This window comes from Microbacterium songi, from assembly GCF_042747925.1.
Classification (GTDB): domain Bacteria; phylum Actinomycetota; class Actinomycetes; order Actinomycetales; family Microbacteriaceae; genus Microbacterium.
Genome location: NZ_JBHZIE010000011.1, coordinates 263,788 through 288,605 on the forward strand (window position 1 = coordinate 263,788; position 24,818 = coordinate 288,605).

The following is a 24,818-nucleotide window of genomic DNA, read 5'->3' on the forward strand; positions in this document are numbered from 1 at the left end:
GACCGGATGGTAACGTCAACATGCCGACGTTGCGCACGCGCTCCGGCGGGTACGGGAGCAGACTGCCCCCGCGGCGATCAGAAGGGCGACGAATGGGGCTCAGTCACCAGGACCTGACCGGCGTCCCCGATCCCCGGCGACCTCCGAGGGAGGCTCCCGATCCGACCCGTCGCGTGTCGATGGCCGACGTGGCCGCCGCGGCGGGAGTGTCGGGCCAGACGGTCTCGCGCGTGGTCAACGGCAGCCCGCGGGTCGACCCCGGCACCCGCTCGCGCGTCGAGACGGCGATGGTCCGTCTCGGCTACCGACCGCACCGTGCCGCGCGAGCGCTGCGCACGGGCCGCACGCAGACCATCGGGCTGGTCGTGTCGACTCTGGCGACGGTGGGCAACTCCCGCATGCTGCAGGCGGTGACGGATGCCGCGGCATCTCGGGGCTATGCCCTCACGGTCGTCGCACTCGGCGGCCCCGACGCCGTCGCCGACGCGTTCGCGCGCTTGCACGACCAGGGCGTCGACGGCGCGATCGTGCTGAACGAGGCCACCGTGTTCGCGCGAGATGCCGGGATCCCGCCCGGTATCGCCGTCGTCGTGGTGGACTCTCCGCCCGACGGACGCTTCGGCATCGTGCAGACGGATCATGCGACCGGTGCCCGCGCGGCGACCGAGTATCTGCTCTCTCGGACGCACGACGGCGCGTCGCCCGACGTGGGGCACGACGGTGCGGTGCACGACGTGGTGTGGCACCTCGGGGGACCGCCGGCCTCGTTCGCGGCCGCCGAGCGGGAGCGAGGATGGCGACTCGGTCTCGGAGCCCGCTCCGCACCGCCCGTGCTCCGCGGCGACTGGACCGCGAGCTCCGGGTACGACGCGGCGCTCCGCCTGCCCGTCGACGCGACCGCGGTGTTCGCGGCGAACGACCAGATGGCGCTCGGTCTGCTGCGAAGGCTTTTCGACGCCGGGCGTCGTGTCCCCGACGATGTGGAGGTGATCGGGTTCGATGACATCGAGGACGCCGCGCAGTACCGCCCGCCGCTGACGACGGTGCGTCAGGACTTCGACGCGCTCGGCGCGGAGGCGGTGGCGATGCTCGTGGCGACGATCGAGGGCGGTCGGGCGTCGTCCGGGGCGCTGATCGCGACCTCCCTCGTCGTGCGCGAGAGCACGCGGCGGCGGCCGGGCGGATGAACCGCCGGCGTCCGGCTCAGGCGGATGCCGCCCGACGCGCCTCCCAGGCGCTCCGCACCATGTCGTCGACGCTGTAGCGGTTCGCCCAGTCGAGGTCGCGCGCGGCGAGCTCGCCGGTGGCGACGATCCGGTCGGGATCGCCCGGGCGCCGGGGGCCGATGTCGGGCGTGAAGTCGATGCCCGTCACCCGCGCCATCGCGTCCATGATCTCGCGGACCGACAGGCCGTTCTGCGAGCCGAGGTTGTAGGCCGGTTCGATCGGTTCTCCCGCGACCAGTCGCTGGGCGGCGGCGACGTGTGCGAGGGCGATGTCGGCGACGTGCACGTAGTCGCGCACGTTCGTGCCGTCGGGCGTGGCGTAGTCCTCGCCGTTGATGCGCGGCGTGCGTCCGTCGATGAGCGCCTCGAACACCAGCGGGAACAGGTTGTGCGGGCTCGAGTCGAACACCGCGGGATCGCCGGACCCGACGACGTTGAAATAGCGCAGGGAGGTGTGGCGGAGCGGATGCTTGGACCCCGCGGTCGCGATGCCCTGGTCGCGCAGCAGCCACTCGCCGATGAGCTTCGACTCGCCGTACGGGGAGGCGGGCGCCTTCGCCGTCTCCTCCGTGACGAGGTCGACATCGGGCGTGCCGAACACGGCGGCGCTCGAGGAGAACACCAGGTTCGTCACGCGCGCCGCCTCCATCGCCTCCAGGACGACCCGCGTCGCATCGACGTTCTGGGCATAGGTGTGCAGCGGGCGCGTGACCGAGACGCCGGCGTATTTGAAGCCGGCCACGTGGATGACGCCCTCGACGTCGTGCGAGCGCAGCGTGTCCTCGACGAGGGCCCGATCGAGGATCGTGCCCTCGATGAACGGCACGCCGCGCGGCACGAAGGAGGCGTGACCGCTCGAGAGGTCGTCGATCACGACGGGCGGCAGGCCCGCCGCGTCGAGCGCGCGCACGATGTGTGCGCCGATGTAGCCGGCGCCGCCGGTCACGAGCCAGGACATGACACTCCTCGGGGTGGATGCAGCGGACCGCGGGAACGCGCCGCCGTCGCCCAGGCTATCGCGGAGCCGTGTCCCGCCCGGGTCGGTCACTCGATCGGATAGCGCTTTCCCTCGCTCACGCCCCCGCGGTATGCTGAGACCGCGCCCGCACCGGGGCGACGGGTACGGAGGTCGGGATGGCGGAACGCATCGTCATCGCCGTCGACTCGTTCAAGGGGACGATCGGCGCCGCCGACGCCGCGCGGTGCCTGCGCGAAGGCTGGCTCGAGGCGCGTCCGTCCGACGACGTGGTGCTGCGCCCGATGGCCGACGGCGGTGAGGGCACCGTCGATGCCTTCGCCGCGGCCGTGCCCGGCGCCTCGCGCCGTGCGGTGACGGTCCACGGTCCGGAGGGCACGCCGGTGGCGGCATCCTGGCTCCTCCTCCCTCCGACCGCCGAGACCCCCGCGGGTACCGCCGTCGTCGAGCTCGCTAACACGTCCGGCATCGAGTTGCTCGAGACCCTCCCCGGCGGAGGGCCACGTCGGCGCCCCTTCGACGCGGGCACCCGCGGGTTCGGCGAGGCGATCGCGGACGCCCTCGCTCACGGCATCACGCGCCTCGTGCTCGGCATCGGATCGAGCGCATCGACGGACGGTGGCGCAGGCATGCTCAGCGCGCTCGGCGCGCGATTCACGGATGCCGGGGGCCGGGCGATCGTCGACGGCGCGCGTGGTCTCGCCGAGATCGCGGCGGTCGATCTCTCAGGGCTGCCAGCCCTCCCGGCGGGCGGTGTCACAGTGCTCACCGATGTCACGAACCCGCTGCAGGGTGCCCGCGGAGCCGCCGCCGTCTTCGGGCCTCAAAAGGGCGCGGGACCCGCCGACGTCTCAGCCATGGACGCTGCGCTCGGACGGTTCGCCGCGCTCGTCGGGAGAGCCGACCCGGTCGCTCCCGGCGCCGGCGCGGCGGGAGGAACAGGCTACGGACTTCTCGTGTGGGGCGCGACGCTGGTTCCCGGTTCGGCGGCCGTGGCCGATCTCATCGGGTTGCGGGCGGCGGTGGCCGAGGCATCCGTCGTGATCACGGGTGAAGGCTCGTTCGACATTCAGTCGGCGTCGGGCAAAGTGCCCTCGCATGTCGCCGCGCTCGCGGCGCAGGCGGGCGTGCCGGTGAGACTCGTGGCGGGACGGATAGCTCCGGATGCCCCGACCTCGGCCTTCTCGGCGGCGATCTCGCTCACCGACCTGGCGGGTTCGGCCGAGGCGTCGATGTCCGAGACGGCGCACTGGCTCCGCGTCGCGGGGGCGCGGCTCGCAGCGGAGTTCAGCCGGTAGCGGAGCTCAGCACACCGTTGCGGCGATGGGGGATGCCGGCGAGCTCCGCATCGCGCAACGGCGCGGGAAGCAGATGAGCGGGGGCATCCTGGAACGCGACCGGGCGGAGGAACCGGCGGATCGCGGTGGCACCGACGGACGTGTGCAGCGATGTCGTCGCCGGCCACGGTCCGCCGTGCTGCTGCGACCAGGTCACGGCGACGCCCGTGGGCCACCCGGCGAAGAGCACTCTGCCGGCTTTGCGCTGCAGCACCTCGAGCACGTCCGCGACGTCGTCGCCGGGCTCGGAGTGCAGCGTCGCCGTGAGGCTGCCGGGCACCGACTCCAGCGCCGCGAGCAGATCGTCGGGACCGTCGTAGGCCACCAGCAGCGTGACGGGTCCGAAGCACTCCTCGAGCAGCACCTCGGGACGCGCGATGACCGCGGCGGTGTCCGTGGCGAGGACGACGGGCTGAGCGGCGTCGGGCTGAGCGGCGTCGGGCGTCGGCACCGTGCCCGCGAGGATTGAGACCGAGGGGTCGGCGGCGAGGTGCGCGATGCCCTCGGGGAACGCCTCGGTGATGCGGTCGGTCAGCAGCGGGCCGCCGGCGACGCCCTGCACCGCCTGCGCGACGAGCGCGCCGAACTCCGCGCCGCCGGCACCGCCGCGCGGCACGAAGACGACGCCGGGCTTCGTGCAGAACTGCCCCACGCCGAGCGTGAACGACGAGACCAGCCCCGAGGCCAGCGCATCGCCGCGCGCCGTGATCGCGGCGGAGGTGATGACGACCGGGTTCACGCTCCCGAGCTCACCGTAGAAGGGGATCGGGTCGGGGCGTCCGGTGGCCAGGTCGAAAAGGGCCCGGCCTCCGCCCACCGACCCTGTGAAGCCCGCTGCCTGGATGACCGGATGCTGCACGAGGGCGTTGCCCGCTTCCCGACCCGTGACCAGCGCGAGTGAGCCCTCGGGCGCACCGGCGGAGGTGAGCGCGGCGGCGACGACCTCGGCCGTGCGGACGGAGAGCCGCGGATGCCCGGAGTGGGCCTTCACGATGACCGGGTTGCCCGCAGCGAGAGCCGAGGCGGTGTCGCCCCCGGCGACCGAGAACGCGAACGGGAAGTTGGAGGCCGAGAAGACCGCCACCGGTCCGACCCCGGTGAGCATGCGGCGCAGCTCCGGACGGGGAGGAGTGGCGGTGGGATCGGCGTCGTCGACGATCGCCTCTAGGTACGAGCCCTCCTCGACGACCGTGGCGAACAGCCGGAGCTGCCCCGAGGTGCGGCCCACCTCGCCCCGGAGGCGGACGGCGCCCAGGCGCGTCTCCTCGTCGGCGATCACCACGAGTTCGTCGAGGTGCGCGTCGAGGGCGTCCGCCGCGGCGCGCAGCCACGTCGCGCGCTCTGCGGCGGTGGACGCCCGCCAGATCGGCGCGGCCACGGCCGCCCGCCGGGCGAGCTCGTCGAGCCGCGCTGCGCTCGTCGGCTCCGCGCCGATGGGCGCTCCGCCGTTGGTTTCAGGGCTGGTGGTGATGCTCATGGGGGTGTCCTTCGTGTGCGAACGGTCAGGCGAAGCGGATGCCGAGGCCGACGTGCGGCGGAACGGTCAGGATGCCACCGGCGATGGCCACCGGCGAGGGGTCGAGGAGCGCGCCGAGCGCGCCGAAGCCGGCGTCCTCGACGTCTTCGGCCATGGGCTCGGCGGCTCCGGGGGCGTGTTCGAGGGTGAGCGCGAGTTGACCCGAGAGCTCGGGCAGCAGATGCGGATGCAGCGTCGCGCCGTGCCGGGCGGCCAGCGCGGCGATGCGGCGGAAGGGCGTGATGCCGCCGACGCGCACGATATTGGGCTGCACGATCTGCACGGCGCCGGCGTCGAGGAACTCGGCGAAGCGCGACGCCGTGTGGAGGTTCTCGCCGAGGGCGATCGGGATGGCGATGCGACGGGCGAGTTCGGCGTGACCCGCGAGATCCTCCGCGCGCAGGGGCTCCTCGATCCACGCCGGGTCGAACTCCGCGAGAGCGGCGACGGCACGCGTCGCCGTCTCGAGGTTCCAGCGCTGGTTCGCGTCGATCATGAGCGCGCGGTTCGGCCCGAGCAGCTCCCGCACGGCGGCGACCCGCGCGATGTCGTCGGCGAGCTCGTTCCGGCCGACCTTGATCTTGACCGCCTCGAACCCGGCGTCGATCCACCGGCCCACCTGGGCGCGGAGGTCATCGAGCGAGTAGTGCAGGTTGACGCCCGACCCGTAGGCGCGCACCGACGTCCGACGCCCGCCCAGGTGGTCGCCGATCGAGAGGCCGACGGCCCGGGCCGCGGCATCCCACAGCGCGAGGTCGAGCCCGGCGAGCGCGATCGTCGTCAGACCACTCCCGCCGGCTTCGTGCAGATGGTGCCACGTGTCGTCCCAGAGCAGCTCGGGATCGGCGGTCCGGCCGATCGCGAACGCGGTGATGTCGTGGGCGAGCAGTGCGTGCACCGCCTGGGACCCGATCTGCGGCGTCCACGAGAATCCCCAGCCCTCGCCGCCGTCCGAGCGGCGCACGTGCGTCGCGATCACGCCGACCGACGTGACATCCGCCGCCCACGGCCGCGTCAGCGGCACGCGCAGCAGACGGGCGTCGAACGAGGCGATCGTGGGGGTCACAGCAGGGCGCGTCCCGCCTCGAGGATCTCGCCGAGACGCTGCTCCTGCGCGGGCGACGGGTCGACCAGCGGAGCGCGGACGCCCCCGACGGGCAGCCCCGACAAGCGCAGCCCGGCCTTGATGAGCGAGACGCCGAACCCGGGGGTCTCGTCGCGCAGCCGCACGAGGGGAGCGTAGAACCCGTCGAGCAGTTCCAGCCGCCGGCCCTCGTCGCCGTCGACGTACGCGCGGTAGTACGCGTTCGCCACTTCGGGGACCATCGCGAACGCCGCTGACGAGTAGAGCGGGATGCCGATGCCGCGGTACGCGCCCTGGGTCAGCTCCGCCGTGAGCAGCCCGTTGAAGAACGCGAAATCGGTGCGCCCCGTCTCGGCGACGGCGCGCACGATCTGCTGGGCGAGGCCGATGTCACCCGTGCCGTCTTTGAACCCCACGATCTTGGGGTTCTGCGCGAGGCGGCGCACGGACTCCACCGAGTACTGCGCGGTGCCGCGGTGGTAGATGACGACGGGGAGATCGGATGCCGCGGCCACCGCTTCCGCATAGGCCACGAGTCCCGCCTGCGGTCCGCCCACGAGGTACGGGGGAAGCAGGAGCAGCCCGTCGGCTCCGGCGTCCGCCGCTGCACGCGCGAGCGCGATGGCCTGCCCGAGCGGACCGCCCGTGCCCGCCACGACCGGCACCGCACCCGCGACGGTGTCGACGGCGGTGGAGACGACCGTGCCGATCTCGTCGGCCGACAGGGCATGGAACTCGCCGGTGCCGCACGCGGGGAAGACCCCGCCGGGGGAGTGCGCGAGCGTGGTCGAGATGTGATGGCGCAGCAGCCCCGTCTCGACGCGTCCATCCGCGTCGAACGGCGTCACCGGGAAGAAGAGGATGCCGTCGAAGTCCATTCCGGCACGTCCTTTCGGTCGAGGGGTGCGGGCGCGATCAGTGCGTCGCGCCAGCGGTGCACGGGCGTCCAGCCGAGCATCCGTCGCGCCTTGGCGGTGGAGAATGCCGGGGCCGTTCCGGTCAGGACCGCGGCCGCGTCATCGGTGCCGGGGAAGAACCGGGGCACGAGTTCGGCGAGCGGCTCGCGGGCGAGCGCGTCCTCGGCGCCCACGAAGAACACCTCCCCGTTGGGAATGTCGCTCATCGCCGGCAAGAGGGTGTCGATGAAGCGCGCGACATCGCGCGCATCGACGTAGTTGAACAGGGCGGGTGCCGCCAGGGCGGGGTCGTCCAGGCGCTCGCGCACCGTGTGGCCCTGCTGCGTGGGTGCACCGGCCCATTCCTCGGGGGCGATGACGTAGCAGGGCCGGAACGCGGCGAAACGCGTCGCATCGCCGGTCTGCCGTTGCAGCATCCGCATCGTCTGCTCCGCCAGGTGCTTCGAGAGCGCGTAGGCGTTCCAGGGCGCGGGCGCCGTGTCCTCGTCGAGGGGGAACCGGTCGGGAATCCAGCCGGCAGGAGCGCCGTAGCCCAGCACCGTCGGGCTCGAAGCGGTGACGATGCGGGGGATGCCGGCACCGATGGCCGCGCTCAGAGTGTTCAGGGCCATCGCGGCGTTCGTCCGCAGGATGACGTGCTCGGGGGCGCTGAAGGGTACGGCGATCGCAGCGAGATGCACGAGCGCATCAGCACGGGCCTCCCGGATCGCGCGAGCGGCGTCGTCCGCCGCGGTCAGATCGACCGCGATCTGCTCGACCGTGGCGAGCTCGGGGGCGTCGGACGGCACGCGGTCGAGCGAGACGAGCTCGTGGCCGGCGGCGGAGAGGCCCGCGACCAGCGACCGGCCGAGCCGGCCCGAGCCGCCCGTGACGGCGATCCGGCTCACGCGCGCTGCCGCTCGAGCATCCGGATCCCGAGGTCGGCGACGTCCACCGGCAGTCCGGTCTCGAGCGAGCGGTTGCCCGAGATGCCCACCGCGATCGACCGCACGCCGTCTCGCCAGTCGGCGGGGCGCGACAGCGGGTCGTCGGCCGAAGGCCCGAGGAAGATGTCGGCGAGCAGGAGCGCGTCCCCGCCGCCGTGTCCGCCGAGGCCGCCGTCGATCGGAACCTCGGTCGCGTCCTCCCAGTGGTGCTGCACGATCAGGCGCTCGCCCTGGGGCCGGAGTGATCCGGTCGCCCCGGCATCGACCGCGCTCGGGTCGAGCACTGGGTGCAGCCCCTCGTCGGCGAGCACGGCTCCGCGCTCGATCACCTCGAGCTCGGCACGTCCCTCGGTGCCGTTGACGGCCACGCGGTAGCCCTCCCAGGGCGAGTGCGCGTTCAGCGAGTAGCTCAGGGTCGCGCCCGAGTCGTAGTCCACGACGAGCGCCAGGTTGTCTTCGATCGTGATGCCCTCTCCGAACACGTCGCGGTCGCGCAGATAGCCGTCATGGGCCTCGGCGTCGAGGTAGAGCGACGCGAGGTTCTCGTCGTCGCGCAGATCGAGTTCGAAGGCCGTGTGATCGCCGTCGTGCGTGCCCCGCGTCGGGCGGGGAGGGATGCCGCGGGCGTCCGCGTTCTCGGAACCGTAGAAGCGCAGACCGCCCGAGGCGAAGACACGGCGCGGCTGGCTGCGGATCCACCAGTTGACGAGGTCGAAATGATGGCTGGCCTTGTGGACAAGCAGACCGCCGGAGTGCTCCTTCTCGCGGTGCCACCGACGGAAGTAGTCGGCGCCGTGCTTGGTGTCGAGCACCCACGAGAAGTCGATCGAGGTGATGCGGCCGATCGCGCCGCTCTGCAGCACCTCGCGCAGCGCGCTGTTGCGCGGTGAGTAGCGGTAGTTGAAGGTCACGACGACCTCGCGCCCGGTGCGGGCGATCGCGTCCTCGATGCGGGCGGCACTCCCGGCGTCGATCGTGAGCGGTTTCTCGACGACGACGTCAGCTCCGGCATCCAGTGCCCGCACGATGATCTCGGCGTGCAGATCGTCGCGGGCCGTCACGATGACGCGGTCGATCCGCTCGGTGCGGATCATCTCCTCCAGGCGATCCGGATGCCACGTGCTCGGTGTCGCCCCTGTGCGCTCGGCGACCGTGCCGAGGTAGTGCGCCGCACGCACCGGGTTGGGTTCGCAGATCGCGGCGAGGGTGGCGATCTCGGCGTAGTCGCCGGTGATCGCGCCGACGTACATCGACGCGCGTGCGCCGGCTCCGACAAGGGCGTAGCGCCGCTGGTTCATGGGGGATGACTCCTTCAGGAAACGTTTTCTCAGCGTATCACGCGGTCCGCGGCGCGGGCGGGGCGCAGCTCAGCGCGCGGGGCCCGTGCTCGCCCGCACCTGCAGCCGCGGCCGGAGGAACAGCGGCTCGGCGACATCGCCCGTCGCCAGCAGCGCGGCCATCGCCGCCCAGGCGCGAGCCCCCAGCTCGCCCGTCGGCACGGAGGCGGTCGTGAGCGCCGGCGTGGCGTGTCGGGCGAAGGGGATGTCGTCGAAGCCGGTGATCGACACGTCTTCGGGGACGCGAACGCCCGCCGCCCGCAGGGTGCTCATCGCGCCCATCGCCACCAGGTCGTTGAAGCCGAGGATCGCCGTGGCATCGGTCGAGCCGAGGCCTGCCGCAGCCCGCTCCCCGCTCTCGAAATCGACGCCCGCCTCCCGCTCGTCGACCGTCACGTCCGGGTGCGCGGCGCCGAACTCTGCGATCGCCCGAAGTCGCGCCGCATTCGAGGCGCTCCGTGTCGTGCCGGCGAGGTACAGGTAGCGACGGTGACCGTACGCGTACAGGTGGTCGAGGATCTCGCGGAGGGCCGCCGCGTAGTCCGCGGCGACGACCGGGGTACCCGCCTCCGGAGCCCGGTTGACCAGCACGACCGGCGAGATCTGAGGCAGCAGCGCCCGCAGCTCGTCCAGGGGCATGCGGGGGGCGCAGAGGATGATGCCGTCCGTGCGACGGCGGGTCGCCACCGCGAGCACGGACTCCTCACCGACCGTCTCCGCCGAATCCGCGATCAGCACGTGGTAGCCGTCCGCGGCCGCTGCGCGGCTCAGTCCCCGGAGGATCCCCTGGAATGTGGGGTTGCCGAGATCGGGAACCACCACCGCCACCGTCTGGGTGCGGCCGAGCACGAGGCTCCGCGCCAGCGGATTGGCCGAGTAGTTGAGCTCTGCGGCGGCGGCCCGCACCCGGTCCGCCATCACCGGGTCGACCGTCGGGTTGTCGTTGAGCACCCGGGAGACGGTCGACAGCGAAACCCCGGCCCGTGCGGCCACATCCGAGATCGTGACACCCTTCGTCGGCCGCGACATCGGCTGCTCCTTCCGGCTCGGGTCGGCTCAGCCTATCCGGCGGACTCTTGCCTCCCGCGGCGCCGCATCAGCGCACGACCGGCGCGACGTAGGGCCGGACGGTGAAGTCGATACCGCCTACGAGCCCCCTGCCGGAGGGGTTCTGCACATCGAACCGGGTGAGGTCGACGCGATCGGCGTCGATGACCTGATCGACGTGGTCGCTCAGGCGAACCTGGGAGAGGACGGCTTCGTTCCGCATCCCGCCGATGACGGCGTCCGAGACGGAGGCGCGCCCGCGCAGCGTCGAAAGGATGCCGTCCGAGACACCCACCCGCACCTCGACCGGCGGCAGCGGCTGCGGGTTGAGTTGCACCTCCACGGGAGGCAGCGGCTGCGGATTGAGCGACGTCTCGTCGGACCGTGACGGGGTGAAGGGGCGGCGCACGGCTCCTCCGACACCGTCCTCGAGAGTAAGCCGCTCCCGCGTGAACCGCCGGAAGTCCTCGATCAGCTTCGGATGAGAGGCAGGGTCACCCTTTTCGACCGTGACCGTGCCCTTCCAGCCCGCGCTCACCACCACGACCTGATCGTCGGGGCCGTTCCACTCCCACCGCGGCGCGACGGCGGCCGTGATCGTGAGGGCGACGTCGGTCGCGACATCCACCAGCCGGAACCGCCGGCGACAGGTCGTGGCGTCGTCCGCCGCCCAGAGCCCGTCGCGCTGCGAGACGACCCTCATGTCGGGGAACAGCCCGGTGCCTCCGACGGGGGTCGTGGCTTCGACGGTGAAGTCCGTTCGTCCCCGCGCGAACTCGTTCAGCGCCAGGGTTGCGGTCGCCGATCCGACGAGGGAGACGAAGCGGGATGCCGCACCTTGCCGCAGCTCGCCGACCGCCGCGGCGCGCTCGGCGTCGGGCAGCTGCGACAGCGCCACGTCCAGCGGCGAGTCGAGCGCAGGAGCGGGCGCACCGGAAGTGTCGGCGAGCACCGGCGCCGGCGCGTCGGCGGGGCGGGCGGGGAGGGGGAGCGTCGCGAACCTGGCGACGGTGTCCGACCGGGTGAATCCGACCATGACCGCGGCGGTCGACCCGGCGATGTCGATCGAGTCGGTCATCATCCCGGCGAGCATCGGCCGGCCCAGGGCCCGCGGCCAGGAGATCTCGCCCTCGACGATGCCGGAGCGGTCGAGTGCGCGGGCGACGAGGAGCACGTCGAGCCGATCGGGCGTCGCGCCCGGGATGCTCAGTCCGTGGATGCTGCCGCTCGTGCCGTCGAGCTGGTCGACGGCGAGGTCGAGGAACCAGAAGCCCTCCGCGGCGAGTTCGGCGAGCTTCGCGTTCAGGGGCGCCAGCGCCCCGTTGATGATGCCGGAGAAGTCCATCGAGGACACCATGGCCCGGACGGATTCCAGCAGGTTCGAACCGCCGAAGAAATCCACGAGGTCGTTCAAGAAGAAGGCGATGTCGGCGACCAGGTTGTGTGAGTCAGGCAGCGGGTTCAGCACGCGCACGTCTCGGAAGCCGGTGGCCGAGACGGCACCGGTGAGCGGCGGGATGTCGAGCACGTACGAGAACGTCAGACCGAACGCGACCGAGACTCTCGGGTCCGCCCATTCGCCGAGCGCGGTCGGCTGCGTGGAGGTCGCCTCGACGTAGTTGCCGCCGGTGGTCACCGTGACGACGAGGTCGCCGGGCGCGTTCCTGTCGATCGTGAACGACAGGTCGGGCGAGAGGTGGAGCGTGATGTCGTACAGGGTGAACCCCGCATGGATCAGGTCACCCTGCCCCAGCAGGTCCTTCAGCTGCTTCTCGAGCCGGGGACGACCCTCCGCCCACGCGCTCTCGGCGGAAGACCTCAGGATGTCGGCGAAGAAGCCGGCGGGTTCCGCCGGACCGCCGTTCGTGGTCGTCGCCACGCCGATTCCGCCGCTGATGGGAAGAGTCATGTCGCACCTCGATCTCGGAGGGGACCCGGGTGGTTCCTCCGAAGAGATAGACGACGCGAACGGCCGCCCTGATACACGCGACGCGGTGCCGGCGACTCAGTCGCGAGGGGGCGTGCTGCCGCGCAGCTTCACGTCGAGCGGGAGGGCCGGGAGCGAGGCATCCCATTCCGGGTCCGTCGCCGCCTGCAGCGCGCGGTAGCCGAGCTCCTCGAGAGGCACGTGGACGGTCGTGAGGCCGGGCTGCACGTCGCGTCCGGTGGAGATGTCGTCGAACCCGGCGACCGCGATGTCGGCGCCCACCACTCGCCCCGCGTCTCTGATCGCCGACATGACGCCGATCGCGACGACATCGCTGATGCCGAAGATGACGGTGCCCGGCGCGACGCCGCGCGCGAGCGCTTCCGTCGCAGCGGCGTACCCCGCATCACGCGTGAAGCCGCCGCGGAGCACCTCGAGCACCGTGCCGCCGCCCGACGCGAACCCGTCGGTGAAACCGGCGATGCGGTCGTCGGACGTGCGCAGACCGTTCGCGGCGCCGATCACGAGCGCGTCGCGATAGCCGGCACCCGCCACAGCGGCGCCCAGCTGCTCCGCGCCCGTGCGGTTGTCGAAGACGATCGAGCGGATGCCGCTGCCCCCGGCTCCGAAGACCACGACGCGTCCTCCCATGGCGGTGAAGGCGTCGAGCTCGCTCTGCAGCCCCGCGGAATCCGCGTCGGCACCGCGGGAGGCGGCGAGGATCAGGCCGCGCGGGCGCTGGCCGCGAAGGGCGCGCACGAGACGGGTCTCGCGCACCGGGTCGCGCTCCGTGATGCCGATCGTGACGACCAACCCGGCCTCGTCGGCGCCGCGCGCGACGCCCGCCGCGATCTGGCCGAAGTACGGGTCGGCGATGTCGGCGACGAGCAGCGCGATGATGGCGGAGGTGCCACGGGCCGTGGCCTGCGCGGAGAGGTTCGCGGTGTAGCCGAGGCGATCCGCGGCATCCTGCACCCGCGCCCGGTAGCTCTCCGCCACTTTGCGCGTCGAGCCGTTGAGCACGCGCGACGCCGTGGCCAGCGACACCCCTGATTCCCGAGCGACGTCCTCGAGGGTCGCCGCAGAGCGCACGGGGGTGTTCGTCTCGCTCACAGCGCCGATTCTATTCCTGTACGCCGACGCCTACGTCGCGGTCGCCGACGCGGGAGGGTCCGCGGGTCGAGCCCTCAGACGCGGGCGGCCCGTGCGGCCAGGTGCGGGCTCACGGCGCGCGCGAAGCCGGCCGCCGTCCGCTGCACGGCGAGCAGCGGGTCGGTCGCCCAGATCTCCTCGTTGAAGATCTCGACCTCGATGTCGCCGGTGTAACCGGCATCCTCCACCGCGACGGTGAGCGACCCGAAGTCGATCACCCCGTCGCCCGGGTAGTGCCGCGACAGCAGGACATCGGCAGCGAGCGGCGTCTTCCAGTCGCACACCTGGTAGGTCGCGATCCGCCCCTCGCGTCCGGCGCGGGCGATCTGGGCGCGTACGTCCGGGTCCCACCAGACGTGGAAGGTGTCCACCGTCACGCCCACGACGTCCGGATCGAAGTCGCCGGCGATGTCGAGGGCCTGGCCCAGCGTCGAGATGACGGCGCGATCCGACGCGTACATCGGATGCAGCGGCTCGATGGCGAGCGTCACACCGGCGGCCGCAGCATCCGGTGCGAGCTCGCCGATCGCGTCGCGCACCCGTTCGCGAGCCCCGATGAGGTCACGCGAACCCTCGGGAAGGCCGCCCGCGACCAGCACGAGGATCGCCTGCGACCCGGATGCTCCGGCTGCGGCCAGTGTCGCGGCCTCGTCGATCGCGACACGGTTGTCGTCGATCGATGCGCGGCGCGACGGACCTTCGGGGACCGTGAAGAAGCCTCCGCGGCAGTGCGTGGTGAAGCGCAGGCCGGAGTCGCCCAGCATGGACGCAGCCGTGGCCAGCCCGACCGCCTGCACGGGCTCACGCCACAGGCCGATGCCCTGGACGCCGGCTTCGGCCGTCACCCGGAGCGCCGTCGCCAGGTCGGCGTGCTTGATCGTCGCCTGGTTGATCGAGAGGCGGGGGTCGATCGTCATGCGTCCACTCCGTTCACGCGCAGCATCGCGTGCCACCGGTCGGCAGCCAGTTCCGGCTGCTCGAGCGCACTCGAGGCGTTCGCGAGTTCGACGATGCGCGACAGGTGGGGGAGGCTGCGCGCGGAATGCAGCCCGCCGACCATCTGGAACGCCTTCTGGTGGCCGTTCAGCCACGACAGGAAGGCGACTCCGGTCTTGTAGTAGAACGTCGGCGCCGCGAACACCTGGCGGCTGAGTGCCTCGGTGGGACCGAGGATGCGCAGATACTCGTCGGGGTCGCCGGCGTCGAGCGCCTGGATCGCCGCGGAGGCGACCGGGGTGAGGGCGGCGAAGGCACCGAGCAGTGCGTCGGAGTGTCCGGCCGCGGGCGCGGCGGGCGCGAGCGTACGGGTTCCCGCCGACGGCGCGGATCCGCCGCGCACGGAGTCCGTGTGCTCGGCGGCGGATCGTGCACTCGCGGCACCGACCCCGGAACCGCCCTCGAGCGAGTCCCCTCCGATCAGACCGACGTAGTTGAAGTCGTCGCCGGTGAACATGCGCACCCCGGCGGGGAGCCGCTCGCGGACCGAGACCTCGGACGCGGCGTCCAGCAGGCTCATCTTCACGCCCGCGATGCGGTCCGTGTTCTCGCCGATGATCTCGAGGAGCACGGCGGATGCCTCACGCCAGTCGATCGCTCCGAAATAGCCTGCGAGGGACGGGTCGAACGCCGTTCCCAGCCAGTGGAGCACGACGGGAGTGGTGGCCGCGCCGAGGATCTCGCGGTACACGCGGCGGTAGTCGTCGGCGGACTCCGCCGCGCGTGCGAGGTGGCGGCTGGCCATCAGGACCGGGCCGGCACCCTGCTCCTCCGTGAAGTGCAGCTGCTCCTTGTAGGCGTCGATGATCGCGTCGATCGAAACGACATCCTGATCCAGGTGGTCGGTGTTCACCCCGACCACGACCGAGCCGCCCTCCTCGCGGGCGACCTGGGCGGAGCGCGCGATGAGCTCACGGGTCGCGGCGGCGTCGAGGCCCATGTTGCGCTGAGCGGTGTCCATGGCGTCGGCCACGCCGAGGCCCCAGGAGTACACGGCGCGACGGAAGTCGAGTGTGCAATCCCAGTCGATCTCGGCGGGACGGCCGGGGGTGTTGTCGGCCGACACCTTCGGCACGACGTGCGCCGCGGCATAGGCGACGCGACTCTGCAGCGGCGAGGTGGGCTTCGCGTAGCCGGGCGCCGCGGCGAGCTCGACGGTCGAGGTGACGCCGTCCGTCGAGAGGAGGGTGAGGTCGGTCATCGGGTCAGTCCAGCGTCAGGTCGGTGAGGGCGACCTTGCGACCCTCGCGGCTGGACTGCAGCCCCGCCTCGGCCAGCAGCACGCCGCGCGCGCCCGAGAGCAGATCGAACTCGTACGGGGTGTCGAGCACGTACGACTCGAGGAATTCCTCCCACTGCTGGCGGAAGCCGTTCTGGAACACGTCATTCGTGGGCACGTCCGCCCAGTCGGCGTCGTAGTCGTGCGCGTCGGCCAGGTCGGGGTTCCAGACCGGCTTCGGGGTGGCGTTGCGGTGCTGGATCTTCGCGCCGAAGAGTCCGACCACGGCTGATCCGAGCGTGCCGTCGACGTGGAACTCGACGAGCTCGTCGCGGTGCACGCGCACGGTCCACGATGAGTTGATCTGTGCGATCGCGCCGCCTTCGAGTTCGAAGATGCCGTAGGCGGCGTCTTCGGCCGTGGCCTGGTACGGCTCGCCCTTCTCATCCCAGCGGGTCGGGATGTGGGTGGAGGCCTGCGCGTAGACCGTCTCGACCTTGCCGAAGAGGTTCTCGAGCACGTAGTTCCAGTGCGGGAACATGTCGACGATGATGCCGCCGCCGTCTTCGGCGCGGTAGTTCCAGCTGGGCCGCTGCGCGGGCTGCCAGTCGCCTTCGAACACCCAGTAGCCGAATTCGCCGCGCACCGAGAGGATGCGGCCGAAGAAGCCGGAGTCGATGAGGCGCTTGAGCTTCTGCAGCCCCGGCAGGTAGAGCTTGTCGTGGACGACACCGGTCTTGACGCCGGCCGCCGCCGCGAGATTCGCGAGCTCGAGGGCCTCTTCGACGGTCTCGGCCGTCGGCTTCTCGGTGTAGATCGTCTTACCGGCGGCGATGGCCTTGCGAAGAGCGGATGCCCGGGCCTTCGTCACGAGGAAGTCGGCGTAGATCTCCCAGCGCGGGTCGGCGAGTGCCGCGTCGAGGTCGGTCGTGTAGTCCTCGATGGCGTGGGCGGCGGCGAGCTCGGCGAGCTTCGCTGCGCTCCGCCCGACCAGGAGCGGCTTCACCGTGACCTTGGTGCCGTCGCTGAGTTCGATGCCACCCTGGTCGCGGATCGCGAGGATCGAGCGCACGAGGTGCTGCCGGTATCCCATGCGGCCGGAGACGCCGTTCATGATGATGCCGATCTCACGAACGGAGGGGGCGGATGCCGCCGGCTGTGACGGGGCGAGGACGGTCGTCTCTGACACGGTGTCTTCTTTCTTCGGTCTGGCTGATGGTCGAGTGGAGGAGCAGTGTGGTGATCGGGGGAGAAGACCGCCCGAGGCAGCGAGGGTAAGCGCTTTCCAACTCCCCCAATGGTGCCACGGAGGGGAGGTCGGGCGCAAGCACGGCTACTCCAGGCGGAGGGCCGTCCATGACACGGCGGGAAGATCGATCTCGAGGAAGCCGTCGACGACCGAGGCGCTGTCGACGGCGCGCACGCCGACCCGGTCGGGGTGGGCGAGGGTGTTGACCGCGTAGATGTCGTCATCCGCCAGCTGATGCGTCTCGCTGAGCGAGACGGTGCGTTCGATGAAGTCCTGCAAGGGGCGCAGGTCGATCCGGACCGGGCCACCCTCCGTCGTCGAGCGGTTGACGAGGAACAGGCTCGCACCCGCGGCATCGATCGTCGCCACGGCGTTGACCGCGTCGACATCGCCGAAGCGACTGCTCGAAAAGCTGCCCGAGCGGACCGGGACGTTGACCGCGCGCCCCTGCGCGAGACGCGAGGTGAGGGAGAACGGGAAGAAGGTCGTCTGCCGCCACGCGGGTCCGCCGGGCTCGGTCATGATCGGCGCGATCACGTTGACCAGTTGCGCGAGCGATGCGGACCGCACGCGATCGGCGTGCTGCAGCAGGGTGATCAACAGGTCGCCGAACACGACGGCATCCAGCACGCTGTAGACGTCCTCGAGCAGACGCGGCGCGACCGGCCACTCGTCTTCGCTCTTCTCGTTCATCGTGCCGTCATCGTTGAAGAGGTACCAGACGTTCCACTCGTCGAACGAGATGTCGATGCGCTTGTCCGTCTTCCGGGCGGCGGCGACCGCGTCGGCCGTCGTGATCACGCTCTCGATGAACATCTTCATGTCGACCGCCGACGCGAGGAACTCCTGCGCGTCGCCGCCCTGCTCCTGGTAGTAGGCGTGGCACGAGATGAAGTCCACGTCGTCGATCGTGTGCTCGAGCACCGTGCGCTCCCACGTGCCGAAGGTCGGCATGCTGCGCGCCGACGAGCCGCAGGCGACGAGCTGGATCGTGGGGTCGAGCATCCGCATGGCCTTGGCCGTTCGGGAGGCGAGCTTGCCGTAGTCGTCGGCATTGCGGTGCCCGAGCTGCCACGGGCCGTCCATCTCGTTGCCGAGGCACCACATCTTCACGCCGAAGGGCTCGGGGTGCCCATTGGCCGCTCGACGGGCCGTCCACGCGGTGGGCACGCGCGCGTTCGCGTACTCGAGCAGGTCGAGCGCTTCGGCGGTGTCGCGCGTGCCGAGGTTGACGGCGAGCATCAGGTCGCTGCCGACGCGATCGAGCCACGCGACGAACTCGTGCAGTCCCACCTCGTTGGTCTCGGTGGAGTGCCAGGCCAGGTCGAGCCGTGTCGGTCGCTCGTCGACCGGTCCGATGCCATCCTCCCAGCGATACCCCGACACGAAGTTGCCGCCGGGATAGCGGATCGACGAGACCCCGAGCTCGCGGACGAGCTCGATGACGTCGGTGCGGAAGCCCGCGGCATCGGCGGTCGGGTGCCCCGGCTCGAAGATGCCGGAATAGATGTGCCGGCCGAGGTGCTCGACGAAACCGCCGAACACCCGGCGGTCGATGTCGGCGATGTCGTTGTGCGGATCCAGCCGTGCGGACGCGCCGTCCCCGATGGGCCGGCCGCTCACGAGAGCCCCGCCGTCTCGAGCACGCTGCCGGCCCGTGACGGCGCGATGGGCTCGGCATCGACGGGCACGAGCGCGAACAGCACGCCCTGCGGAGGCAGCTCCCGGCGGTCGACCTGTTCACCGGTCTCCAGATCGGTGCCGACGAGCTCGATCGTCGCGGCCGCGTCGGTGTGGTTGATGACCGTGACGAGGTCGCCCCGACGTGCCGCCTCGACGCCCGCGGGGAGGCCCTCGACCACGGGGACGACACCGGATGCCTCGATCAATGCGTCGAGGACGGCGGCGACGCCCTCACGGTCGGGCATCGTCGCGACGTACCAGCCCTCCCCGGCGCCGTGCCGGTGACGCGTGAGCGCGGGGGAGCCGGCCGAGAGTCCGTCGGCGAACACCGACACGACGTCGGCGCCCGCGGTCTCGATCAGCTCCGCCGCCAGGGTGCCGGTGCGGGGAGCGCCACCGAGATCGAAGTGGACGGTGTCGACGGCGATGGGGGACCCGGTCGGGGTGGTCTGCGCCCCGACGCCGCTTCCCCCGGTCGACGAGCGGCCGCCGAGGGCACCGAAGTCCTCGAAGCGGATGCCGAGCATCGGAGCCAGCTGGGTGATGAACCCGCCCGGACGGAACTGGTCGTTCGGGTCGACGATGTCGCTGAACGGGCCCGTGAGCAGCGTTCCACCGCTCTCGACGAAACCGGTGAGGGATGCCGCGCCGGCGTCGCTCAGCAGATACAGCGCGGGCGCGATCACGAGGTCGTAGCCGCTGTCGACCTGTTCGGGGCCGATGACGTCGACCATGAGGCCCCGATCGTGCAGCCCGCCGTACCAGGCGAGCGACAGGGCGAGGTAGTCGATCACGGTCGGGTGATCGCGCTCCTCGACGGCCCACCAGTTCTCCCAGTCGAACACCAGCGCGACGCGCGCATCGCGCCCGGGCGACGGAAGCTCGGGGAGCGCCGCCAAGCGCTCGCCGAGCTCGGAGACCGCCCGCCAGGTGCGGGTGTCGGTGCCGGAATGCGGCAGCATCGCGGAGTGGAACTTCTCGCTGCCCGCCTGGGACTGACGCCACTGGAAGAACATGATGCAGTCCGCTCCGCGCGCGATCGACTGCGCGGTCTCGGCGGCCAGGGCACCCGGTCGCTTACCCGGGTTGGACGGACGCCAGTTCACGGCGTCCGTGGACTGCTCCATGAGCAGCCACGGCGTGCCGGGCTTGAGCGAGCGCACGAGGTCGCGCTGGAACGCGGCATCCCGCACCCGATCGGGGTTGCTCGGATCGGTGTAGCAGTCGTCGGCGATCACGTCCATGAACGGAGCCCACTTGCGATAATCGGCGGGCTTGAACGGACCCATGAAGTTGGTCGTGATCGGCTGTGTCGCTCCGAGCGAGAGGAGGATCTCGCGCTCCATGAGGTAGCACTCGAGCAGCATGTCCGACGTGAAGCGGCGGAAGTCCAGCATCGACGACGGGTTTTGGCTGTACGGGGCGAGGCGCGGGGGGAAGATCTCGTCGAACTCCCCGTAGCGCTGCGACCAGAAGTTCGTGCCCCACGCGTCGTTGAGCGCATCGATCGTGCGGTAGCGCGACCTCAGCCACTCGCGATACGCGTCCCGCGCGGCATCCGAGTAGTCCATCCACAGGTGGCAGCCGTACTCGTTGCCGATGTGCCAGAGGACCACGCCGGGGTGGTCGACGTACCGCTCGCCGATGCGGCGGACGAGGTTGCCGGCCAGCCGCCGGTAGGTGGGCGAGGACGGCGCGAAGTGCTGGCGGCTGCCGGGCCAGTACGAGGCTCCGCTCTCGTCGGCCGGGAGGGTCTCGGGGTAGCGCGCACTCACCCACGGCGGGGGCGAGGCGGTGGCGGTGGCGAGGTTGATCTGGATGCCGCCGGCGTGGAGCTTGTCGATGATCCGGTCGAGCCACCCGAAGTCCCAGGTCTCCTCGGACGGCTGGATGCGCGACCAGGCGAAGATCCCGAGGCTGACGACCGTGACGCCGGCCTGGCGCATGAGGCGGATGTCGTCATCCCAGACCTCTTCGGGCCACTGGTCGGGGTTGTAATCGGCGCCGTACAGCAACGGGGGTCTCCTCGAGGGTGCAGGAAAGCGGGGGAAAGGAAAGGGAAGAGAGGGCGTGGAGTCATCCACGACGCGCGGGACGCTCGGGAATCGCGACGGCGGCCAGTGCCGCGCAGCCGAGAGCCGCGATGATGAGCGGCGGAAGCGCCCACGTCACCACCACGACGAACCCGACGGTCGCCACGAGGAAGAGCGCACCGCGGACATCGCCGGCGATCATCGCCGGCACGCCTCGGACCGCCCGGCGCCACCCAATCTCGGGCGACCACGCCGACGCCGCGGCGAGGAGTGTCACGCCCACGGCCGCGAGCCCGATCCAGCCGACGGCGGCGATGGCCGGGCCGCCGGGGAGGGCGCCGGACCCGGCGAGGTCGATGTCGAGCAGAAGCAGGAGCGTGAGCACCACCGCCCCCGCTCCGACCGCGAGACTCCCGAGGAGGCCCGCACGCAGGTCGCGCCAGAAGAATGCGAGACGAGAGTCTTCGGCGTGCAGGTAGCGACGCAGGTGACGGATGCCGGCCGCCAGCGCGGCGGGCAGCGTCACGACGGGAAGGCTGACCAGGGTCACCAGCATCCCGATCATCACGACTTCGCCGAACAGGGCGAATCCCGCGGTGGCCCCGGGGAACCGCGCGGCGGGCCCCTCTGTGGTGGGACCGGCGCCCGAGACCGCGGCGCGGTGCGCCGCCTTCTGTGCGCGTCTGCTCATGTCGAGGCCTAACCCTTGAGGCCCTGGGTGGCGACGCCGTCCACGAGGAAGCGCTGGAACACCAGGAAGAACAGCAGCACGGGCAGAAGCGCGATGAACGAGGCGGTCACCGTCGCGCCGTAGTCGCTCGTCGACGACTGGTCGTTGTAGAGGCGCAGCGCGATCGGCAGCGGGTAGTTCTCGGGGCTCGTGAGGTACAGCAGCGGTCCCAGGAAGTCGTTCCACGCCCAGATGAACGCGAAGATCGCGCACGTGATGAGGGCGGGACGGATGAGCGGCAGGATGATCGACCAGAACACGCGGAAGTGACCGGCGCCGTCGATGCGGGCCGCCTCGTCCATGTCGCGGGGCATCTGCCGGATGAACTGCACGAGCAGGAACACGAAGAACGCCTCGGTGGCGAGGAACTTCGGCAGCAGCAGCGGCCAGAAGGTGTCCACCATGCCGAGGTTGTTGAACAGGATGTACTGCGGGATGATCACGACGTGGAACGGCAGCAGCAGCGTGCCGATCATGGCGGCGAACAGGATGCCGAGTCCCTTGAACTGCACGCGGGCGAACGCGTAGGCGGCGAGGGCCGACGAGATCACCGTTCCGACGACGGATCCGACGGCGATCAGCAGCGAGTTAGCGAAGAACTGCCACATCGGCACGCCCGCGATGCCCTCCATGACCTTGACGTAATTGTCGATCGTGGGGCTGTTGGGGATCAGGGCGGTGTTCGAGCCGAACTCGGAGTTGGGCTTGAACGTGGAGAACAGCAGCCACACGAGGGGGTAGAGGACGACCGCGGTGATCGCGAGGAGGACGACGAGCCAGATCACCGTCTGCCAGGTGCGGCGCTTGACGCGGCGTCGCGGAGTGGGAGCGGCCTTGGGGTCGGGGTCGACCTGGTTCTCGACCTGTAGAAGGGCGTTCTCGGAGAAGGATGAAGTGGTCATCGGTTGTCTCCTGAGTAGTGCACCCAGGAACGCTGGGTGCGGAAGAGGATGAAGGCGATGATGGCGACGACGACCAGCAGCACCCACGCGATCGCGGCGGCGTAGCCCATCTGTCCGTCGCTGAATCCGCGCTTGTAGAGGTACAGGGTGATGAAGTTCGTCATGCCGGCAGGTCCGCCCGAGCCGTTCGAGATGATGTAGGCGGAGGCGAAGACCTGGAACGCGCCGATCAGGCCCAGCAGCAGGTTGAAGAAGATCACGGGCGACAGCATGGGGACGGTGACGGCCCGGAAGCGGTGGAACGCGTTCGCGCCGTCCATCTCCGCGGCTTCGTACAGCTCCTTCGGCACCTGCTTGAGGCCGGCGAGGAAGATGACCATGGTTGCGCCGAACTGCCAGATCGACAGCAGGATCATGGCCGGGAGCACGAGATCGGGGTTGCCGATCCAGCCGCCGAGGTTGATGCCGAAGATCGACAGCGAATTGTCGACCGGGCCGTCGTTCGCGAACATGGCCCGCCAGACGATCGCCACGGACACGGATCCGCCGATGAGGGACGGCGCGTAGAAGGACGAGCGGAAGAAACCGGCACCCTTGTCGCGATAGTTCAGCAGCATCGCCACGAGGAGGGCGGCGATCAGGGTGATCGGGGTGCCGACGAGGACGTATACGAGCGTGATCTGCGCGGACTGGATGAACGACGGGTCGCTCGTGAACATCCGGATGTAGTTGTCGAGCCCGATCCAGCGGGGCGGCGAGAAGATGTTGTAGCTCGTGAACGACAGGTACAGCGAATACGCCATCGGCAGGAGCGTGAGGCCGAAGAATCCGATCAGCCAGGGGATGAGGAAGCCGTAGCCGGCCAGGGTCTCTTTGCGCTGTCGGGCGCGCTGTCCCGGGCTGCTCAGATTCTCGGGCCGTTCCTTTCGGAACAGGGAGCGACGTGACGGCTTCCCGGTCACGATGACTCTCGTCGCGGTGGTGGTCACGTCGGCTTCTTCCGTATCGGTGGTGCAGGGGGAGGCGACGGGGTCCGGGCGCTGGGCGCCCGGACCCCGCGCGGACTTACTGGTTGAGGACGACGTCCATCTCGCCGAAGAACTGCGAGACCGCGTCCTCGACGGTGACCGTACCGAAGTTGAGCTCGGCGCCGAGCTGGCGGAACTTCTCCTCGAGCGTGCCGTAGCCGACGATCGGCACCGGCGGGGCGTCGCCCAGACGGTCTTCGATCGACGCCTCGTAGTCCTTGACCTGCTGGCTCAGCGGGTCGAGGTTCGCCGCGGCGAGCGCCGTCTCCGACGCCGGCAGACCGCGGTTGGTGCCGAAGATCTCACCGGACTGCGGCGAGTTCACGAGGAAGTTCACCAGGGTCGCGGCCGCCTCGGGGTGCTCGGTCTTGGAGGAGATCGAGTGCAGCATCGAGGGCTTCAGGTACAGGTCCTTCGCGCCCTCCTTCGTGACCGGCGGGGCGACGAGGTTGAGCTCGGTGTAGCCCTCGCCGAGGTTGCCGAGGTAACCCGATCCGAAGTTGTCCCACGTCAGCTCGCTCGCCGTGTTGGCGGTGTCGAAGGGACCCAGGGGGACGACTTCCTCGACGCGCTGCTGCGGCACACCGATGCCGTCGCGGATGTCCTGGCCGGACTCCCAGAATTCGGTGAGGCGCGCCTCGTCGAAGCCGGGGGTGCCGTCTTCGTTGAAGAGGTTCTTGTCTTCGGAGCGCAACTGCAGCTCGAAGTTCTGGATGCGGCCCGAGAAGTCGCTGCCGCCCCAGAATTCCCCGCCCGACGCGTCGGTGACTTCGCTCATCCAGTCCGTGTAGTCCTCCCACGATCCGCCGGCGAAGTTCTCGACCCCGGCCGTTTCGAGCAGCACGGGGTTCGTGAAGAGCCCCCAGGCGTTGGTCGAGGTGGCGATGCCGGTGGTCACGTCGTCGACAACGCCGATGCCGAGGATGTTCTCGGGGAGCGGTTCGGTGTCGATGATGTTGCCGAGGTACGGGCCGAGGTCCAGCAGCAGGTTGTTCTGTGAGTACTGACGCAGGTACGAGTAGTCGAACTGCATGACGTCGGGCAGGTTGCCGCCGGCCGCTTCGGTCTGACGCTTCTCCCAGAACTCCGGGAAGCCCAGGAACGACGCGTTGACCGTGATGTTCGGGTACTCCTCGTTGAACGCGGCGATCGCCTTGTTGTAGAGGTCGGCGCGCACGTCGTTGCCCCAGAAGGCGAGGTCGAGCGTGACAGCCTCGTCAGGGTTGAAGGTGGGCGTCGCGTCGGGGCTGGCCGAGGTTCCGCCCGAGCAGCCCGCCAGGATCAGTGCGGTGCCTGTCGCGAGGGCGACGGCGGTGCCTATCCGCTTCTTGCTGAACATCCTTGTCCTTTCAATGAACGTCTGCGTTCGAATCCCGCTGAACGTCCGTGTCCGAGTGAGTGGTGCTGTGTGTGCGCCCCCAGCAATGCTGGAAAGCGCTTGCCCGCCACGCTACTACGCGGAAAAACGTTTCGCAAGAGCCATCGTCCCTCAATTCGAACGATTCAACGATTCCTGTCGAGTGGTACCGCCGA

At 70.5% G+C, this 24,818-nt stretch carries 20 protein-coding genes; 2 read left to right on the forward strand and 18 right to left on the reverse strand.

What is annotated here, in order from left to right; genetic code table 11:
* Nucleotides 1–179 precede the first annotated feature (179 nt).
* Nucleotides 180–1,187: a LacI family DNA-binding transcriptional regulator gene (locus tag ACFM35_RS15045; protein ID WP_378843630.1), complete on the forward strand. Its 1,008-nt coding sequence runs from the start codon at nt 180–182 to the stop codon at nt 1,185–1,187.
* Nucleotides 1,188–1,203: 16 nt separating this feature from the next.
* Here ACFM35_RS15045 and galE read toward each other — a convergent pair whose 3' ends face one another.
* On the reverse strand, nt 1,204–2,184 hold the full coding sequence (gene galE / locus ACFM35_RS15050) for a UDP-glucose 4-epimerase GalE (RefSeq protein WP_378843495.1): 981 nt from the start codon (nt 2,182–2,184) through the stop codon (nt 1,204–1,206).
* A gap of 176 nt (nt 2,185–2,360) precedes the next feature.
* Here galE and ACFM35_RS15055 point away from each other — a divergent pair, with 176 nt between their 5' ends.
* Nucleotides 2,361–3,500, forward strand: a complete 1,140-nt coding sequence (locus ACFM35_RS15055) for a glycerate kinase (protein WP_378843497.1) — start codon at nt 2,361–2,363, stop codon at nt 3,498–3,500.
* Here the strand turns inward: ACFM35_RS15055 and ACFM35_RS15060 are convergent.
* The 17 genes from ACFM35_RS15060 to ACFM35_RS15140 form a co-directional block, all read right to left on the reverse strand.
* Complete coding sequence (locus ACFM35_RS15060; RefSeq protein ID WP_378843499.1) at nt 3,490–5,016, reverse strand: aldehyde dehydrogenase (NADP(+)); 1,527 nt, start codon at nt 5,014–5,016, stop codon at nt 3,490–3,492. The genes ACFM35_RS15055 and ACFM35_RS15060 overlap by 11 nt on opposite strands.
* Nucleotides 5,017–5,041: 25 nt before the next feature.
* Nucleotides 5,042–6,121: a mandelate racemase/muconate lactonizing enzyme family protein gene (locus ACFM35_RS15065; protein WP_378843501.1), complete on the reverse strand. Its 1,080-nt coding sequence runs from the start codon at nt 6,119–6,121 to the stop codon at nt 5,042–5,044.
* Nucleotides 6,118–7,017, reverse strand: a complete 900-nt coding sequence (locus ACFM35_RS15070) for a 5-dehydro-4-deoxyglucarate dehydratase (protein ID WP_378843503.1) — start codon at nt 7,015–7,017, stop codon at nt 6,118–6,120. Before ACFM35_RS15070 ends, ACFM35_RS15065 begins: the two co-directional genes overlap by 4 nt.
* Nucleotides 6,984–7,943, reverse strand: coding sequence for an NAD-dependent epimerase/dehydratase family protein (locus ACFM35_RS15075; protein WP_378843505.1), 960 nt, complete (start codon nt 7,941–7,943; stop codon nt 6,984–6,986). The genes ACFM35_RS15070 and ACFM35_RS15075 overlap by 34 nt, the downstream gene beginning before the upstream one ends.
* Nucleotides 7,940–9,280 (reverse strand): Gfo/Idh/MocA family protein, encoded by a 1,341-nt coding sequence (locus ACFM35_RS15080; protein WP_378843507.1) that lies wholly within the window; start codon nt 9,278–9,280, stop codon nt 7,940–7,942. The genes ACFM35_RS15075 and ACFM35_RS15080 overlap by 4 nt, the downstream gene beginning before the upstream one ends.
* 69 nt (nt 9,281–9,349) lie before the next feature.
* Nucleotides 9,350–10,348 carry a LacI family DNA-binding transcriptional regulator gene (locus ACFM35_RS15085; RefSeq protein ID WP_378843509.1) on the reverse strand — a complete coding sequence of 333 codons (999 nt, stop codon included), beginning with the start codon at nt 10,346–10,348 and terminating at the stop codon, nt 9,350–9,352.
* A 67-nt stretch (nt 10,349–10,415) separates the two neighbouring features.
* Nucleotides 10,416–12,275 carry a hypothetical protein gene (locus tag ACFM35_RS15090; RefSeq protein ID WP_378843511.1) on the reverse strand — a complete coding sequence of 620 codons (1,860 nt, stop codon included), beginning with the start codon at nt 12,273–12,275 and terminating at the stop codon, nt 10,416–10,418.
* A gap of 96 nt (nt 12,276–12,371) precedes the next feature.
* The gene (locus tag ACFM35_RS15095; RefSeq protein WP_378843513.1) at nt 12,372–13,406 is read right to left on the reverse strand and encodes a LacI family DNA-binding transcriptional regulator; all 1,035 of its coding nucleotides are present in this window, start codon (nt 13,404–13,406) and stop codon (nt 12,372–12,374) included.
* Nucleotides 13,407–13,480: 74 nt separating this feature from the next.
* Nucleotides 13,481–14,362: a sugar phosphate isomerase/epimerase family protein gene (locus tag ACFM35_RS15100; protein WP_378843515.1), complete on the reverse strand. Its 882-nt coding sequence runs from the start codon at nt 14,360–14,362 to the stop codon at nt 13,481–13,483.
* Nucleotides 14,359–15,642 carry a dihydrodipicolinate synthase family protein gene (locus tag ACFM35_RS15105; protein WP_378843517.1) on the reverse strand — a complete coding sequence of 428 codons (1,284 nt, stop codon included), beginning with the start codon at nt 15,640–15,642 and terminating at the stop codon, nt 14,359–14,361. The genes ACFM35_RS15100 and ACFM35_RS15105 overlap by 4 nt, the downstream gene beginning before the upstream one ends.
* Before the next feature lie 4 nt (nt 15,643–15,646).
* Nucleotides 15,647–16,774: a Gfo/Idh/MocA family protein gene (locus ACFM35_RS15110; RefSeq protein WP_378843632.1), complete on the reverse strand. Its 1,128-nt coding sequence runs from the start codon at nt 16,772–16,774 to the stop codon at nt 15,647–15,649.
* Between the two features lie 219 nt (nt 16,775–16,993).
* A complete protein-coding gene (arfA, locus tag ACFM35_RS15115; RefSeq protein WP_378843519.1) occupies nt 16,994–18,532 on the reverse strand; it encodes an arabinosylfuranosidase ArfA in 1,539 nt (512 codons plus the stop codon).
* Entirely contained in the window at nt 18,529–20,607 is a 2,079-nt protein-coding gene (locus tag ACFM35_RS15120; protein ID WP_378843521.1) for a beta-galactosidase, read from the reverse strand. The genes arfA and ACFM35_RS15120 overlap by 4 nt, the downstream gene beginning before the upstream one ends.
* Nucleotides 20,608–20,668: 61 nt before the next feature.
* Nucleotides 20,669–21,316 carry a hypothetical protein gene (locus ACFM35_RS15125; RefSeq protein WP_378843523.1) on the reverse strand — a complete coding sequence of 216 codons (648 nt, stop codon included), beginning with the start codon at nt 21,314–21,316 and terminating at the stop codon, nt 20,669–20,671.
* 8 nt (nt 21,317–21,324) lie between these two features.
* Nucleotides 21,325–22,257 (reverse strand): carbohydrate ABC transporter permease, encoded by a 933-nt coding sequence (locus ACFM35_RS15130; protein ID WP_378843525.1) that lies wholly within the window; start codon nt 22,255–22,257, stop codon nt 21,325–21,327.
* Complete coding sequence (locus ACFM35_RS15135; protein ID WP_378843527.1) at nt 22,254–23,246, reverse strand: carbohydrate ABC transporter permease; 993 nt, start codon at nt 23,244–23,246, stop codon at nt 22,254–22,256. The genes ACFM35_RS15130 and ACFM35_RS15135 overlap by 4 nt, the downstream gene beginning before the upstream one ends.
* A 76-nt stretch (nt 23,247–23,322) precedes the next feature.
* Nucleotides 23,323–24,624, reverse strand: coding sequence for an ABC transporter substrate-binding protein (locus tag ACFM35_RS15140; RefSeq protein ID WP_378843529.1), 1,302 nt, complete (start codon nt 24,622–24,624; stop codon nt 23,323–23,325).
* Nucleotides 24,625–24,818: the final 194 nt, after the last annotated feature.